This is a genomic window from Pseudoalteromonas sp. MMG007, from assembly GCF_018100985.1.
Classification (GTDB): Bacteria; Pseudomonadota; Gammaproteobacteria; order Enterobacterales; family Alteromonadaceae; genus Pseudoalteromonas.
In genome coordinates this window covers 376,202-390,976 of sequence record NZ_JAGJEI010000002.1, presented here as the reverse complement: position 1 = coordinate 390,976, position 14,775 = coordinate 376,202, and the positions used below count along the sequence as shown (strand labels likewise).

The window sequence follows — 14,775 nt, the reverse complement described above, 5'->3', positions numbered from 1 at the left end:
GCAAGTTACGCTTGTTTTTGTTGCAATCATGTAAAATAGATTTAACTGCAACAATAACAAGCGAGAAACGCATGAAAAAAATGCTTCATACAGTATTGGCACTTTCAGTGTCATTGGCTCTAGGGCATGTAAATGCTGCCGAAAAAGATGAACAAAAATGGCAAGTAGATTCTCCTAAAGGCCAGTTTGTTGACGCTGCAATTAGCGTTGAACAAGGCACATGGATGAATATTGATGTAAGCCCGGATGGAAAAACAGTTGTGTTTGACCTGCTTGGTGATATTTATACAATGCCAATGAGTGGCGGTACAGCTACAAAACTTACCTCAGATATTGCATGGCAAATGCAGCCTCGCTTTAGTCCAAATGGAAAACACATTGCTTTTACCTCAGATCAGGGAGGTGGCGATAATATTTGGATAATGGATTTAAATGGCGAAAACCAACACGCAGTTACTGATGAAACCTTTAGGCTTTTAAACAGCCCCGCATGGAGCCCTGATGGCGATTACCTAGTTGCACGTAAGCACTTTACTGCAAGCCGCTCGTTGGGAGCTGGTGAAGTGTGGCTTTATCATAAGGCGGGGGGCAAAGGTGTTCAACTTACTAAGCGCGAGAACGATCAAAAAGATTTAGGTGAGCCAATGTTCTCCCCAGATGGACGTTATGTTTACTTTTCACATGATGCAACGCCTGGTAAAACTTTTCATTATTCAAAAGATTCAGTAGCGGGTATTTATAAAATTAAACGCTACGACCGTGAAACAGGCGAGATAGAAACTGTTATTAATACTATGGGTGGAGCGATAAGACCCACACCATCGCCTGATGGCAAAAAGTTAGCGTACATTAAGCGTGATGATTTTCAAACTAGCCTTTATTTATACGATTTAAGCAGCGGTGAGCACACAAAACTGTACGACAAGCTTGAACGTGACATGCAAGAAACGTGGGCTATACATGGGGTTTATCCGACTATTGCATGGACGCCAGATAATGAAGAGCTGGTATTTTGGGCTGGTGGCACTATTCACAAGCTAGATGTTGCAGACAAATCTGTTAAAACCATCCCTTTTAAAGTGCAAACAAGTAAAAAAATTCAAAAAGCAGTGCGATTTACACAAAACTTAGATACCGACGAGTTTGATGTAAAAATGCTACGAAATGTACAGGTAAGCCCAGATGGCGAAACGGCAATTTTTGAAGCACTTGGTTATATTTATAAACGTGATTTAGAGTCGGGCAAGATTAAACGTTTAACTAAACAAACTGAGCATTATGAGTTATTCCCGCAATACTCTCGTGATGGTAAGAAAATTGTATACACCACTTGGAATGATAACGAACAAGGTACGGTACGCGTTGTATCGTCGCGCAGCGGACGGGGCGATACCATTACCTCAGAGCCTGGCAAATATGTAGAGCCAACATTTAGCCCAAATGGTAAAACGGTTGTGTACCGAAAAGCCACAGGTGGCAGCATATTAAACCCTAAATGGTCTTTAAACCCAGGCATTTATAGTGTAAGCGTTAAAGGTGGTAAAAGTGAGCTGATTTCTAAAAGCGGGTATCAACCACAGTTTGGTGATGAGAGTGATCGCGTTTTTATTATGAGCCCATGGCCAAAACCAACGCTTAGCGTAGTAGAGCTTAAAAGTAAAAAAGTACGTAAGCTTTATGAGTCTGAGCATGCAACTGAATTTAGAGTTTCACCAGATGGTCAATATTTAGCGTTTGCTGAGCGGTTTAAAGTGTTTGTTACCCCTTTTGTAGAAAGTGGCTCAACAATTAATATAAGCCCTAAAGATAGCCAGTTCCCTATAGAGCAATTGTCTGCTCGTGCGGGTGAAAACATTAGCTGGAATACTAAAAGCAATACGCTTTATTGGACTTTAGGCCCAGAGCTTTACCATGCAAGTTTAGAGGGAATGTTTGCAATTAATAAAGCCGATGATGCTGACTTTAAAGTAAAAAGCGGTGAACGCATTGGTTTTAGTAAAAAAATGGCTGAGCCTAAAGGCATGATTGCGTTAAAAGGCGCAAAGATTATTACTATGGATGGCGAAAAGGTCATTGAAAATGGTGTGATAATTACAGATGGCAAACACATCAAATCAATTGGTACAGCTAATGAAGTAACCATACCAAAAAATGCAAAAGTAATTGATGTAACAGGTAAAACGATTATGCCTGGTATTGTTGATGCGCATGCACATGGCTCTCAAGCAAGTGATGAAATAATTCCACAGCAAAATTGGAAAAACTTTGCAGGCTTAGCACTGGGTGTTACCACTATTCATGACCCATCAAATGATACAACAGAAATATTTACTGCCAGTGAAATGCAAAAGGCAGGGATGATTGTTGGCCCGCGTATTTTCTCTACAGGGACTATTTTATATGGCGCAAATATGCCGGGTTATACGTCACACATAGACTCGTTAGAAGATGCTAAATTTCATTTAGAGCGACTTAAAAAAGTGGGGGCGTTTAGTGTTAAATCGTATAACCAACCACGGCGTGAGCAGCGCCAGCAAGTAATTGAAGCCGGGCGTGAACTTGAAATGATGGTCGTGCCAGAAGGCGGCTCATTATTGCAACATAACTTAAGTATGGTGGTTGATGGCCACACAGGCATTGAACATTCTATTCCTGTTGAGCACATTTATGATGATATAAAACAGTTATGGTCGCAAAGTGATGTAGGCTATACACCTACACTTGTAGTGGCTTACGGTGGTATATGGGGGGAAAACTATTGGTATGATAAAACGGATGTGTGGAACCACCCTCGTTTAAGTAAATTTGTGCCTAAAAACCAATTATTACCGCGCTCTATGCGCCGCGTAAAAGCGCCTGATCATCACTATAATCACTTTAATAACGCACGTGTGGCAAAAGAGCTGCAAGACTTGGGTGTACTGGTTAATTTAGGTGCCCATGGGCAGCGTGAAGGGCTTGGTGCACATTGGGAAATGTGGATGTTTGCTCAAGGCGGAATGACACCGCTTGAGGCAATACGTGCATCGACACTCGATCCGGCTAAGTATTTAGGGCTCGATAAAAACGTAGGCTCGCTTGAAGTGGGTAAACTGGCTGATTTAATGGTTATAGATGGCGATCCGCTTAAAAATATTCGAGATTCGGATAAAGTTGATTACACCATGATCAATGGTCGTTTATTTGATGCAAGTACAATGAATGAAGTGGGTAAAAAAGCACGTGAACCGCTTTATTTTGAATAGCGTTAATTATTATTTTTAACTGTTATAAAGCGGCTAATAGCCGCTTTTTTTAGCTCTGTATTATTAGTAAAGAATTTGGCATGCTAATTACCGCTTTTATTGGTGTTGTATTTGCTGTTTATTTGCATTTTTGGCTTGTTCTAAATGATAATTTTTATCGCAGGTGGCGACACGTTTAGGCCCGTAAAATAATTAAGTATTATTGTGGATTAATTGCATGTTCAATTAATAAATAACAGACATAAAAAAACCGCTTAACGCGGTTTCTTTAAAATCACAAATGGTGTTTAAACAACACCGCGCGGTAAGCGACAGTCATGATCTTTACGAGCTAAAATTACAATCCAAAGCTCTTCAGCTGTGTAACCTTCTTCATTTTCGGTAACAACAGAGAACGGTGCTTTTTTCTGTGCTTTAACAGGCGCAGCAGTTTTCGTTTTAGTTTTTTTAGCCGGCGCTTTTTCTGCAGCTTTAGGTGTAGTTTTACCAGAGCTTAATTCTTCAGTCAGCTCAGCTACGTCAGCTAGGCGTAGATTTTTTCCGCCATCGATGCTGTACCAGCCTGGTTTAGTTGTAATTTCAGGTTTTTTACCATTTGCAGCTTCATATGCTGCTTCAAAGGCAGATAACACTTCTGTTTTGTCTAGTTTGCTCATCAGAGACCCTATACGTTGTGAACACAGATAAAGAAGGGGGTATTTATACCTATTTTAAAACTGTTTTTCAATTTTTTGCGATTTTCCTTCCATTTTTCACCTATAAACGCCAAAATTTGCACAAAATTCAGTGTTAAGTAAGGTAACGTGTATGCAACGTAGAGAATTTAACCAACTTCTAAATGACATTTTAAAACCGCATTTAATTAAAGATTTTTGCCCAAATGGATTACAAGTTGAAGGTAAAAATGAAATTAAAACCATCGTTACTGGTGTAACAGCAAGCCAAGCACTTATTGATGCAGCTATAGAAAAAAATGCAGATGCTATTTTGGTTCACCATGGTTTTTTTTGGAAAGGGGAATCCCAACCTATCACAGGTATGAAAAAGCGCCGTATAAGTGCATTACTTAAAAACGACATAAATTTGTTTGGGTATCATTTACCTCTGGATATTCACCCGACTATTGGTAATAACGCGCAGCTAGCTAATTTACTTGATATTGAGATAGAAACTGGGCTTGAGCCAACTGCTAATAGTGTAGCAATGAAAGGACGTTTGAAAACTCCGCTTACAGGTAGTGAGTTTGCCAAGAAAATTGCAAGCGTTTTGCATCGAGAGCCATTGAGCAGTATTGTTCGCGATGAAAAAATACACACCATTGCACTGTGCACAGGTGGTGGGCAAGGCTATATAGACTTAGCAGCAGAGCAGGGAATTGATGCCTATTTAACAGGTGAAGCGTCTGAGCAAACTATTCACAGTTCGCGCGAGCAAAATATAGATTTTTTTGCTGCAGGGCACCATGCCACTGAACGCTACGGTGTTAAAGCATTGGGTGAGTTACTAGCTAAAGATTATGGTTTTGAGGTTACCTTTATAGATATAGATAACCCGGTATAACTAAAATACTTATTAGTTACTAAAGCACTTCTGGATTTATCCAGCGGCGCAAATTAATCCACGCATTTCCCAGCAATTCATGTGCGTACTGTGTAACGACCCTTAAAGCCTCTGCATTTGGAATAAACTGCTTATATAAAGGCTGCGCTGCAAAATTATGGTAATCAGTTGCAGCTGTTATTACATCTATTCCTTGGGCGTTGAATAAATTTTTTGCTCTAGGCATATGAAGCACAGAAGTAACCAAAGCAACGTGAAAATCAACCAGTTTTGGGGCTAACATTTTTGCCTCCGCAGCGGTATCCATAGCGTGCGGGTGTTGACTAATACGGTTTTTATTCACTCCTAAACTAATGGCTGTTTTATACATTAAGGCGCTATTAGTGACATTCTCGTAACCACCACCAGATACTATAAGTTGTGCATTAGGGTATTGCTTAGCAAGTTTTACACCTTCTACTAAGCGGCTAAGCGCACAGTTACCAAGCTGGTTGTTGGCACTGAGCCCGGTGTTTGGGTTTATGTCGCAGCCAAGTACAACAATTTTATCTATTTTAGAGTGTTTTAATGCATTAAACGCAAGTGAACTTGGCTCATTGCTTTTAATAATTTGATGTGCAAAAAACGGTGTACTAAGACAAAGCAGAGCGAATAAGCTTAAACTTGAAATAACAAGTGCTGATTTACGCCCTTTAAATGCAATCAACAGCATTATAAGAGCAAACAGAGAAAATAAAGGGAGCGGCATGAGTAAGCCACCTAAAATCTTTTTTAATTCAAACATAATAAGTAACACAAACATAATATTGCTTTATGTTACTTATTAGCATGTAATTTATCGACCGTTATTTAGCTTACACGTATTTAAAAAGTGACGATAAACGGGGTTATCTTTCATGTCTTTTTTCATTGCTAAATACATTGGGCGTGTTAAGCCAAGTGCACCAAGCGGAATTGATTTAATCAATCCTTGGCTTTCGTAAGGTGTAACAAGCCAGTCAGGTAGTGCAGCTACACCCATTCCAGCACTTACTAATTGAAATATAAGTAGCCCTTGGTCTACATTTTTGAGTGTGCCATCAAAGCGTGCATTTTGAATAAAATGTTTAAAAATATCTTGGCGTTCACGCGGAATAGGGTACGAAATAATAGTTTCGTTTTTTAGATCAAGCGCGGTTACATAGGCTTTTTTAGCAAGTTCATGATCCGGTGCCACAATTAGCTTTAATTTAAAATCAAATAAATGCGCATACTCTAGTTTGTCAGGTTCACGGATATCTGAGGTTAATACTAAATCTAGCTCATCACTTAATAAATCAGGAATAGCGTCGTAACTAAAGCCGCGCTCATAGTCTATTTTTATATCGGGCCAAAAATTATTAAATTCTTTAATTGTAGGCAGTAACCAATGAAAGCAGGCATGGCATTCGACGCTTAAACGCAGTTGTGAAATAGGTTGGTTAAGGCTTTCTTTTAATCTGCATTTAGTTGCTTCTACTTTTGGTAAAACCTCGTTTGCCAGCTCTAGTAATAACATGCCTTGTGGCGTAAAACGTACAGGTTGAGTTTTACGTTCAAATAACTGGCAATCTAATTTGTTTTCTAAGTCTTTTATTTGATGAGACAACGCTGATTGTGTCAAAAATAGCTCACGAGCTGTATTAACCAAAGATCCAGTGTCTTTTAGGGTCGCAATGGTTTTTAAATGTTTAATGTCAATCATCTTTAATAATTCTCATGGTGAAAGTGAGTTTTGCTTAGATTAACTACATACTACGCTTTTACAAAAAACGTTTCAACGTCTAGATGGCTAAAATAAGACTGTTTATTATAGATTACCCTCTAAACATTAAATATCTTAATGTGGCAGCTGGCTTAAAAGGTTGTTTGGTGGGTTGGTTATGAGTTTAGTTCATGTTTAGTTTGAATTTGCATGATTAACCTAGACTATAAATAATAAATCTATCATAAGTGGTTATATTAAGTGCTTTTTAGGTGTGAGCGAGGCTAAATAGATTGTTTTTTCAATGCTGTCAGGCATATGTAAGCATACCGTAAGGCAATTAAGTAATGCTTTATTTAATGTGGTTAAAAAGAGCATTACTTAATTTTAGTTGATGTACTAACGTATAGCTTACAAAGGCTTATTAATTAATTTAATTGCTTGGTTTGCGGTTACAGGCTTTGATTTTAAATAGCCTTGTCCGTACTTACAGGCAGTTGATTGCAAAATAGTGAGCTGATCCTGTGTTTCAATACCTTCAGCAACAACCTCGAGTTGAAGGGATTGTGCCAGAGATAAAATAGCCTCAACAAGAGGATTAGTTGAGTCTTGAAGGTGATCAATAAAGCTCTTGTCTATTTTTAAAATATGGATTGGTAATTGATGTAAGTAACCAAGCGCAGAATAGCCAGTACCAAAATCATCAAGGCACAGTTTTACCTTAAGCGGTGAAAGCCCTTCTATAATTTGTGTTGCTAAGTCTAAGTTTTCGATTAAACCCGACTCAGTGATCTCTAAACATAAAGAACCAAGAGGTAATTGGTACTTATTATAAATGGAGTGAATTTGAGCAACAAAGTCAAGGCTTGCAAAATGACGTGAAGATACATTAACGGTTACTTTTAAAAAGCGATGCCCCTGTTTATGCCAATTGGCAATGTGCTGCGCAGCTAAATCAAGAAGGTGTAAATCTAGATTAATTATTTGACCTGTGTTTTCAGCAATAGGTATAAAGTCATTAGGTGGTACAAAGCCTTTTTTAGGATGATGCCAACGTACTAATGCTTCAAAGCCTATAATTTCACTACTATTAATGGTAAATATTGGCTGAAAATAGAGTTCAAACTCATTATGCTCAATACCATGCTGTAAATCGTTTTCGATATCTGCATGAGTTTTAAGTTTTTTACGCATTGTGTTATTGAAAAACTTTACTTGTCCTCGGCCGGTTGATTTTGCTTCATACATAGCAGCATCGGCTTGCTGTAATAAAATATAGGCTTTATCGTCAATACTGTCGCTGTAAGCTATACCAATACTAGTAGAGGCCTGCAATAGGTGGCCATCAACATTTAATGGTTTACAAAGTGCTGTCGTAATGCGCTTTAACGCTTCACTTACCTGATTTTTATGAGTGATATTTTCCATGAAAATAGCAAATTCATCACCGCCTAAACGAGCAAAGGTATCAGTATTTCGCACTGTATTTTTTATAAGTTCACAGATTTTAATTAAAAAGTGATCACCCACTTCATGGCCCAGAGCATCGTTTATACTTTTGAACCGATCGAAATCTAAATATAAGAGCGCATGGCTTGTGCTTTTTTTAGCACGGGATAAGCGTAAAATAGCGTGTTTTATCCGCTCAATAAGTAAAGAGCGGTTAGCAAGGCCTGTTAGTTCATCATGGAGTGCTTTGTGCTCTAGCTCTTGACGGGCTAATTGTCTATCTATTGCCATACTTATTTGGCGGCTAACGTAGGTTAATAGAGCGCTGTCATGCTCATTATATTGCAGATTTTTATCATAACTTTGAACAACAATTACGCCGCTTATTCTCTCATTCGTTTTAAACGGGACGCCAAGCCAAGATTCAGATAACCTACCAACAAGTTTAAAGTCGCCGGCATTAATGTGTTGTTGATATTGTGATTGGTTAAGTAATAAAACACGATCTGATTTTAATAAATAGTAAGAGGCTGTATCTTTTAGCTGCTCTTTTGATATTTTTTTATGGGCATGACTTTGAATTCCTTCTTCTACTATATAAACCAGATCGAGAATATCAACTTGCTTATCGTAAAGAGCAATAAAAAAGTTATCGGCAGGTATTAAGCTGTTTATTATTCTATGCAGTGCTTCAAAGAAAGTGTCTAGGTCATTTGCTTTATAAGTCAGGTTAGCTATTTGTAATAAGCTATTTTCTAATTTTTGAGCATTATTGAGTTGCTCAACAGTTTGTTGTAAGTTGTTAACCGTATTTACTTGGTTTATTTTTGCGCTGAGCAAATGTGCCACTGTAGTTAAAATTTCTAAGTGGGCATGGGTAAAATAATTTTTAAAAGGGTGCTCACAATCGATAACACCTAATACTTGCTCTTTATATATGAGAGGGACGCATAATTCTGATTGAGCAGGGCGCTCGTCCGCAATATATCGGCTGTCCTTTGTGACATCGTCAATAATAACGGCTTTACCAGTGCTTGCGACAGCCCCAGTAATCCCTTCACTGAAACGAATTATTTTACGTTCAGCTTGGTACTTATTGCGAGCATGTGTAATACCCATAGAAGCAACTTGGTTTAATGTATCGGCATTGCGATCTGCCAAATAGATCACACAATCAACAAACCCTAAACGATTCACTACTTGTGTAGTTACATATTCAAAGAGCTCATCGAGGGTGTCGAGTTGAAGTAAGCTAGATGAAAACTGATTAATAATACTGAGTTCATCAGTTTTTATTTCTAATGCTCTTATTGCATCAATTTGATAAGACATAGACAATTTACATTATTCTTTTTATTTTTAAGTGCAACTACTAAGTTAACCCAATATTTCTATTAGTACAAAATAAAGTAATAAATAGATTTTCTAAAGTGTAAAGCGATTCTTTTTAATAAAATCTTTACTCCAAAACGCCATATGCCTATGATCGGATAAATTCAGCCGTGGAACAAAGTAATGACAAGCAATACATCTAATACCGTAACAACTCTCACTATCACTCGTCCAGATGACTGGCACGTACATTTACGTGATGGTGAACAGCTAAAAGATACTGTGCGAGACATTAGCCGCTACATGGGGCGGGCTATTATTATGCCAAACCTTGTTCCTCCTGCAACATGTACTGATACAGCGTTAGCTTACCGCGAACGTATTATGGATGCTGAACCACAAGGGCAGTTTGAACCTTTAATGGTCCTCTATTTAACTGATAAAACGACTCCAGACGAAATAAAAAAAGCAAAAGCAACGGGTAAAATCTTTGCAGCAAAACTATACCCTGCAGGGGCAACAACTAACTCTGATTCAGGGGTTACTTCAGTAAAAAATATTTACCCTGTTTTAAAAGCGATGCAAGAAGTAGGCATGCTACTTTTAGTGCACGGTGAAGTAACTGATTCATCAATAGATATTTTTGACCGCGAGAAGGTTTTTTTAGAGACTATTTTAGGTGATGTTGTTGCTGATTTTCCTGAATTAAAAATTGTGTTGGAACATATAACAACGAAAGATGCCGTTGAATTTGTATTGGCCGCACCACAGAATGTTGCGGCGACGATAACAGCGCATCATCTTCTTTATAACCGTAATCATATGTTAGCTGGTGGTATTCGCCCTCATTATTACTGCTTGCCTATCCTTAAGCGTAATATCCATCAACAAGCTTTAATGGGTGCTGCAATTAGTGGAAATAAAAAGTTTTTCTTAGGGACTGACTCTGCGCCGCACTATAAAGATAAAAAAGAAGCTGCGTGCGGTTGTGCTGGAGCTTACACTGCTCATGCATCAATTGAGTTATATGCAGAGGCTTTTGAAGATGCAGGTGCTCTTGATAAGCTAGAAGGGTTTGCTAGTCACTTTGGTGCTGATTTTTATGGTCTTGAGCGCAACAAAGATACAATTACATTAGTAAAGAGCCCATGGGAAGTGCCTGCAACTTACACTTTAGGTGATTCCAAAGTCGTGCCTATAAAAGCTGAGGATACGATTAACTGGCAAGTAAAATAATAAGATAAAATATGTGCAAGCCACAAAAGAATTTTTGTGGCTTTTTTGAGCTATAATCAATAGCTTTTTAGCTTTTTTGTAAAATATGATATTTGAGTACATATTTAAAATGTGCCCAAATAAGCCTTCTATTTATAGGTTTAAATCATACAATAGTATATTTCATATTATTTCTGCTTTTAAATTAACCATTTATCATTAATTTTGGGAAAGTTAAGTTTCTTCATAAATAAATCCCAATTAATAGAGCCAAAAAAAAATTAATGTGTTAATCTTAACTTGCTTTGAGTTTTTGCGTATTGAATTTACGGATATTGTGCTGCGTTTAAGGTTACCGGTTAGGTTAAAACTTGTTCCTGTACTATACCTCCAGAATTTTGGGCACTGACTCAGGGAGGATATAGCCATAATAATATGGCTGAATTTTAATTATTGACTTACAGGAAAATTAGTATGTCGGTTACTGGTAAAGTAAAATTTTTCAACGAAGCTAAAGGCTTTGGTTTCATTGAACAAGAAAATGGTCCTGACGTGTTTGTACATTTCAGCGCAATCACTGGTTCAGGTTTTCGCACTCTTAGCGAAGGTCAAGCAGTGACATTCAGCATCAAACAAGGTCAAAAAGGCCCTGAAGCTGAGAACGTAGAAGTAGCATAATTTAAATTATGTGAACCTTTGTTCATCGTGGTGGAGCAGTCATCTGTTTCACCATAATCCCCTTTAATACTCTCCCTTATAAATATTATTTCCTAGAAATGTTTAACTACAAATTTTAATCTCTGCTAATTTTTGGCGCCGTGAAAAATTATATTATAAACATTAGCTGTTTAAGTAAATCCTAAAGTGAATTTACGTTCCCAGATAGTAGGGCAGTCGCGTTTTTAGCTTTTTCTCTGTTTACTACTTAATAAATGTTTTAGTTTTGCAATTATACCTTATTTATAGACCTCATTAATTTATTCACATTTACAACACGCCTAACGAATGGATTGTTGAAGTTATAGGCATGCATAAAAATTAAAAATGGTTTAAAAGCATGTTGTGCAAAAAACCAATATTAATATTTAGAAATATCACTATTCGCATTGGAGTAAAAGTGACTCCATGAGCTGATTGTTGTTTTTTTGTGCGATAAACGGTTTGTTTTATAAGATGAGTTGTAAAAAATACACCAAAACGTATCAAAACAGTCTAAAAAATAACTTTTGTTATAACCGTATCGTTTTTTTTTGAGTTTTTTTCAGTGCTAATTCATTTTTGTTTAAATGTTGCAATTATGTTGTTATTTGTCAGTGGTCTGGGAATAAATACACCCCTTAAAAGGCTTCAGTTGGCATATTAAGAAAAGTAGTCGTTACAATAATGTTAACATTATTGAGTTGGTACTTTAGTTTAATCTTTATCATGGTTATTTATTTACAGAGAACAGTAAACATCAAGTTGACAGCATCCATTGCATTTAGCATTATTGGTAGGTTGATATCTATTAAAAGATATCAGGGTTGTTCTCCTCGGAGGATAATTAAATTATAAAAGTAACATTACTTAATTGGTTGGGAACTATGTCTGTTAAAATCAGAAAGAGTCTTGTAGCAACTGCGTTGGTTGGCGCTTTTGCATTTGCAAGCAGCAATGTGATTGCAGATCCTTTGAATGACGTGCAAAAAGCAGGTCAACAAATTCAAAAGGCTGCTGTTAAGTCTCAAACTAAAATTGACAATGTATATGGTCAAACTCAGGAGTTAATCGCTGAGTACCGTAGCGTTGTTGATGAGACTGAACTTATGAAAGTATACAACGATCACGTAGCACGTTTGGTCGCTGACCAAAATGCTTCTATTGAATCGTTTGACCGTCAAATCGCTACAATTGACAACACAAAACAAAACGTTGTGCCTTTGATGTATCGCATGATCGATACGCTTGAGCAATTCATCAAAGCGGACGTTCCATTTAATCTTGAAACGCGTCTTGGACGTGTTGAGAAACTTCGCGACATTATGGCTTCTGCGTCTGTAACGACGTCAGAGAAATTCCGCCAAGTTCTAGAAGCGTACACAGTAGAAACTGCTTACAGTTCAGCTGTAACAGCTTCACAAGGTACCTTAGAAGTTGATGGCAAGAACATTAACGTTGATATCGGTCGTTTAGGTCGTATTTCTTACGTAGCACAGTCTTTTGACTTAAAACACGCTTGGGTGTGGGATAACAACACTAAAGAGTGGAAGAAGTTAGGTGATGAATACCTAAAATCAGTTAAAGAAGTGATCCGTATGGCGCGTAAGCAAGCGACACTAGAACTTGTTAAACTACCAATTTTTGGCGCGGAGTAATTAAATAATGAAGAAACTATTTAAAGGTTTTGCTGTTGCAGCAGTACTATCTGTTTCTGCAGGTACCGCGCTTAATGCACATGCAAATACTGGTGCTCTAGATAAAATTCTTGAGCAAGTTAAGCAAGAGCGTATCTCTGAAGGTAAAATCAATAAGCAACGTGAGCAAGAGTTCCTTTCAGAACGTGCTGACAAGCAAGCATTACTTAACAAAGCGAAAAGCCAACTAGCTGCTGAAAAAGCACGTGGCGATAGCTTAGCTAAGCAATATGCACAAAACGAAAATACGTTAGCGGAAAAAGAGCAAGCTCTTCAAAACGCTCAAGGTACACTTGGTGAAATGTTTGGTGTTGTACGTCGTGCAGCTCAAGACGCTATCGGTTCTATCGAAGCTTCACTAGTAAGTGCTGAAAAACCAGGTCGTGCTGAAGTATTACGTTCATTAGCCGCTGCTAAAGAACTTCCAACAGTTCGCGAACTTGAAGAACTTTGGATTTCACTTCAAACAGAAATGACCGAGTCAGCTAAAGTTTCTACTTTTGAAACTGAAGTTGCTGGTCTTGACGGTAACGCTTCAATGAAGCAAGTAACTCGTATTGGTAACTTTAACTTAGTTACTGACGAAGGTTACTTAATCTACTCACCAGAGACTAAGTCTATTCAGCCTCTAGGTAAACAACCTGATAGCTACATTTTAGACGGTATTACTGCTCTAGAAGGTACTTCTGCTGATAACTATGCTGGCGTATACGTTGACCCGACTCGTGGTGCAATCTTACGTATCAACACGCAGAAGAAAACGCTGATGGAATACTACGAGCAAGGTGCTGAAGTTGGTTACATCATCACAGTACTATTAGTTGTAGGTCTATTAATCTTCTTAGTACGTTTCGTTGATTTAGCGCTTACTACTTCTAAGATCAAGTCTCAGCTTAAGAATTTGTCTACACCGAATACAAACAACCCACTGGGTCGTATTCTTAAAGTGTACCATGATAACAAGACTCAAGATGTTGAAAACCTTGAACTTAAACTTGATGAAGCGATACTACGTGAAACTCCACGTGTTGAAGCTGGTATCAACATCATCAAGATCTTAGCTGCAATCGCACCATTACTAGGCCTACTAGGTACTGTAATCGGTATGATCTTAACGTTCCAAACAATCACATTGTTCGGTACGGGTGATCCGAAGATCATGGCAGGTAACATCTCTCTAGCTCTTGTAACTACAGCGCTAGGTCTTATCGCAGCACTACCACTTATTCTACTTCACTCAATTGTTGCAGGTCGTAGTAAGTCGGTATTACATATCCTTGATGAGCAAAGCGCTGGTATCATCGCTACTCACGCGGAGAAGGAGAAGGCTTAATGCTAGTCCTGATGGAGATATGGGAATCTATCAGGGATTTTGTTGGCACAGGCGGTCAGGTTTTATACGTGGTCGCGATAGCACTCTTTCTTATGTGGGTTTTAATGATTGAGCGCTATTGGTTCCTACTTGCTGAATTTCCTCGTTTGACGAAGGACATTGTAGCCAAGTGGGATGCCCGCCAAGACACTACGTCTTGGTACGCACACAGAATCCGTGAAGCATGGATTTCTGAAGCGTCTGAAAAATTAGATCAGCGTATGTTGTTGATTAAGACATTGGTAGCTGTTTGTCCTTTAATAGGCTTACTTGGTACTGTAACGGGTATGATCGCGGTTTTTGAAACCATGGCTACTCAAGGTACTGGTAATGCACGTTTAATGGCATCAGGTATTTCAATGGCAACAATCCCAACAATGGCTGGAATGGTTGCGGCATTATCTGGAGTTTTCTTTAGCTCACGCCTTGAGGCAAGAGCGAGAATGGTGAAAGCCAAACTTGTAGATAGCATGCCTCATCACTAGA

General features: G+C 38.1%; 11 protein-coding genes. 7 read left to right on the top strand and 4 right to left on the bottom strand.

Annotated features, from left to right (window positions below):
- Positions 1–71 precede the first annotated feature (71 nt).
- Positions 72–3,245, top strand: a complete 3,174-nt coding sequence (locus J8L71_RS05545) for an amidohydrolase family protein (protein WP_210999636.1) — start codon at positions 72–74, stop codon at positions 3,243–3,245.
- A 287-nt stretch (positions 3,246–3,532) separates the two neighbouring features.
- Here the strand turns inward: J8L71_RS05545 and J8L71_RS05540 are convergent, their stop codons facing one another.
- Positions 3,533–3,901, bottom strand: coding sequence for a hypothetical protein (locus J8L71_RS05540; protein ID WP_058548842.1), 369 nt, complete (start codon positions 3,899–3,901; stop codon positions 3,533–3,535).
- Positions 3,902–4,052: 151 nt separating this feature from the next.
- Between J8L71_RS05540 and J8L71_RS05535 the strand changes: the two genes are divergently transcribed.
- A complete protein-coding gene (locus J8L71_RS05535; RefSeq protein ID WP_210999635.1) occupies positions 4,053–4,805 on the top strand; it encodes a Nif3-like dinuclear metal center hexameric protein in 753 nt (250 codons plus the stop codon).
- A 19-nt stretch (positions 4,806–4,824) separates the two neighbouring features.
- Here J8L71_RS05535 and J8L71_RS05530 read toward each other — a convergent pair whose 3' ends face one another.
- The 3 genes from J8L71_RS05530 to J8L71_RS05520 all read right to left on the bottom strand — a co-directional run bounded on the left by J8L71_RS05530 (position 4,825) and on the right by J8L71_RS05520 (position 9,309).
- Positions 4,825–5,589: a YdcF family protein gene (locus tag J8L71_RS05530; RefSeq protein WP_210999665.1), complete on the bottom strand. Its 765-nt coding sequence runs from the start codon at positions 5,587–5,589 to the stop codon at positions 4,825–4,827.
- 51 nt (positions 5,590–5,640) lie between these two features.
- Positions 5,641–6,528, bottom strand: a complete 888-nt coding sequence (locus J8L71_RS05525) for a LysR substrate-binding domain-containing protein (protein ID WP_058548844.1) — start codon at positions 6,526–6,528, stop codon at positions 5,641–5,643.
- A gap of 411 nt (positions 6,529–6,939) precedes the next feature.
- Positions 6,940–9,309, bottom strand: coding sequence for a GGDEF domain-containing protein (locus J8L71_RS05520; RefSeq protein ID WP_210999634.1), 2,370 nt, complete (start codon positions 9,307–9,309; stop codon positions 6,940–6,942).
- 183 nt (positions 9,310–9,492) lie between these two features.
- On the opposite strand from J8L71_RS05520, the gene pyrC reads away from it, so the two are divergent.
- The 5 genes from pyrC to J8L71_RS05495 all read left to right on the top strand — a co-directional run bounded on the left by pyrC (position 9,493) and on the right by J8L71_RS05495 (position 14,774).
- Entirely contained in the window at positions 9,493–10,545 is a 1,053-nt protein-coding gene (gene pyrC / locus J8L71_RS05515; RefSeq protein ID WP_210999633.1) for a dihydroorotase, read from the top strand.
- Positions 10,546–10,998: 453 nt separating this feature from the next.
- A complete protein-coding gene (locus J8L71_RS05510; RefSeq protein ID WP_004588138.1) occupies positions 10,999–11,202 on the top strand; it encodes a cold-shock protein in 204 nt (67 codons plus the stop codon).
- A gap of 905 nt (positions 11,203–12,107) precedes the next feature.
- On the top strand, positions 12,108–12,878 hold the full coding sequence (locus J8L71_RS05505) for a DUF3450 domain-containing protein (protein ID WP_058548847.1): 771 nt from the start codon (positions 12,108–12,110) through the stop codon (positions 12,876–12,878).
- 7 nt (positions 12,879–12,885) lie between these two features.
- On the top strand, positions 12,886–14,250 hold the full coding sequence (locus tag J8L71_RS05500; protein WP_210999632.1) for a MotA/TolQ/ExbB proton channel family protein: 1,365 nt from the start codon (positions 12,886–12,888) through the stop codon (positions 14,248–14,250).
- Positions 14,250–14,774 (top strand): MotA/TolQ/ExbB proton channel family protein, encoded by a 525-nt coding sequence (locus tag J8L71_RS05495; RefSeq protein ID WP_004588135.1) that lies wholly within the window; start codon positions 14,250–14,252, stop codon positions 14,772–14,774. Before J8L71_RS05500 ends, J8L71_RS05495 begins: the two co-directional genes overlap by 1 nt.
- Position 14,775 lies beyond the last annotated feature (1 nt).

Excerpts from the sequence above, each read along its gene's own strand:
- J8L71_RS05545 (WP_210999636.1), top strand. The coding sequence starts at position 72 with ATGAAAAAAATGCTTCATACAGTATTGGCACTTTCAGTGTCATTGGCT.
- J8L71_RS05540 (WP_058548842.1), bottom strand. The coding sequence starts at position 3,901 with ATGAGCAAACTAGACAAAACAGAAGTGTTATCTGCCTTTGAAGCAGCA.
- J8L71_RS05535 (WP_210999635.1), top strand. The coding sequence starts at position 4,053 with ATGCAACGTAGAGAATTTAACCAACTTCTAAATGACATTTTAAAACCG.
- J8L71_RS05530 (WP_210999665.1), bottom strand. The coding sequence starts at position 5,589 with ATGTTTGAATTAAAAAAGATTTTAGGTGGCTTACTCATGCCGCTCCCT.
- J8L71_RS05525 (WP_058548844.1), bottom strand. The coding sequence starts at position 6,528 with ATGATTGACATTAAACATTTAAAAACCATTGCGACCCTAAAAGACACT.
- J8L71_RS05520 (WP_210999634.1), bottom strand. The coding sequence starts at position 9,309 with ATGTCTTATCAAATTGATGCAATAAGAGCATTAGAAATAAAAACTGAT.
- pyrC (WP_210999633.1), top strand. The coding sequence starts at position 9,493 with ATGACAAGCAATACATCTAATACCGTAACAACTCTCACTATCACTCGT.
- J8L71_RS05510 (WP_004588138.1), top strand. The coding sequence starts at position 10,999 with ATGTCGGTTACTGGTAAAGTAAAATTTTTCAACGAAGCTAAAGGCTTT.
- J8L71_RS05505 (WP_058548847.1), top strand. The coding sequence starts at position 12,108 with ATGTCTGTTAAAATCAGAAAGAGTCTTGTAGCAACTGCGTTGGTTGGC.
- J8L71_RS05500 (WP_210999632.1), top strand. The coding sequence starts at position 12,886 with ATGAAGAAACTATTTAAAGGTTTTGCTGTTGCAGCAGTACTATCTGTT.
- J8L71_RS05495 (WP_004588135.1), top strand. The coding sequence starts at position 14,250 with ATGCTAGTCCTGATGGAGATATGGGAATCTATCAGGGATTTTGTTGGC.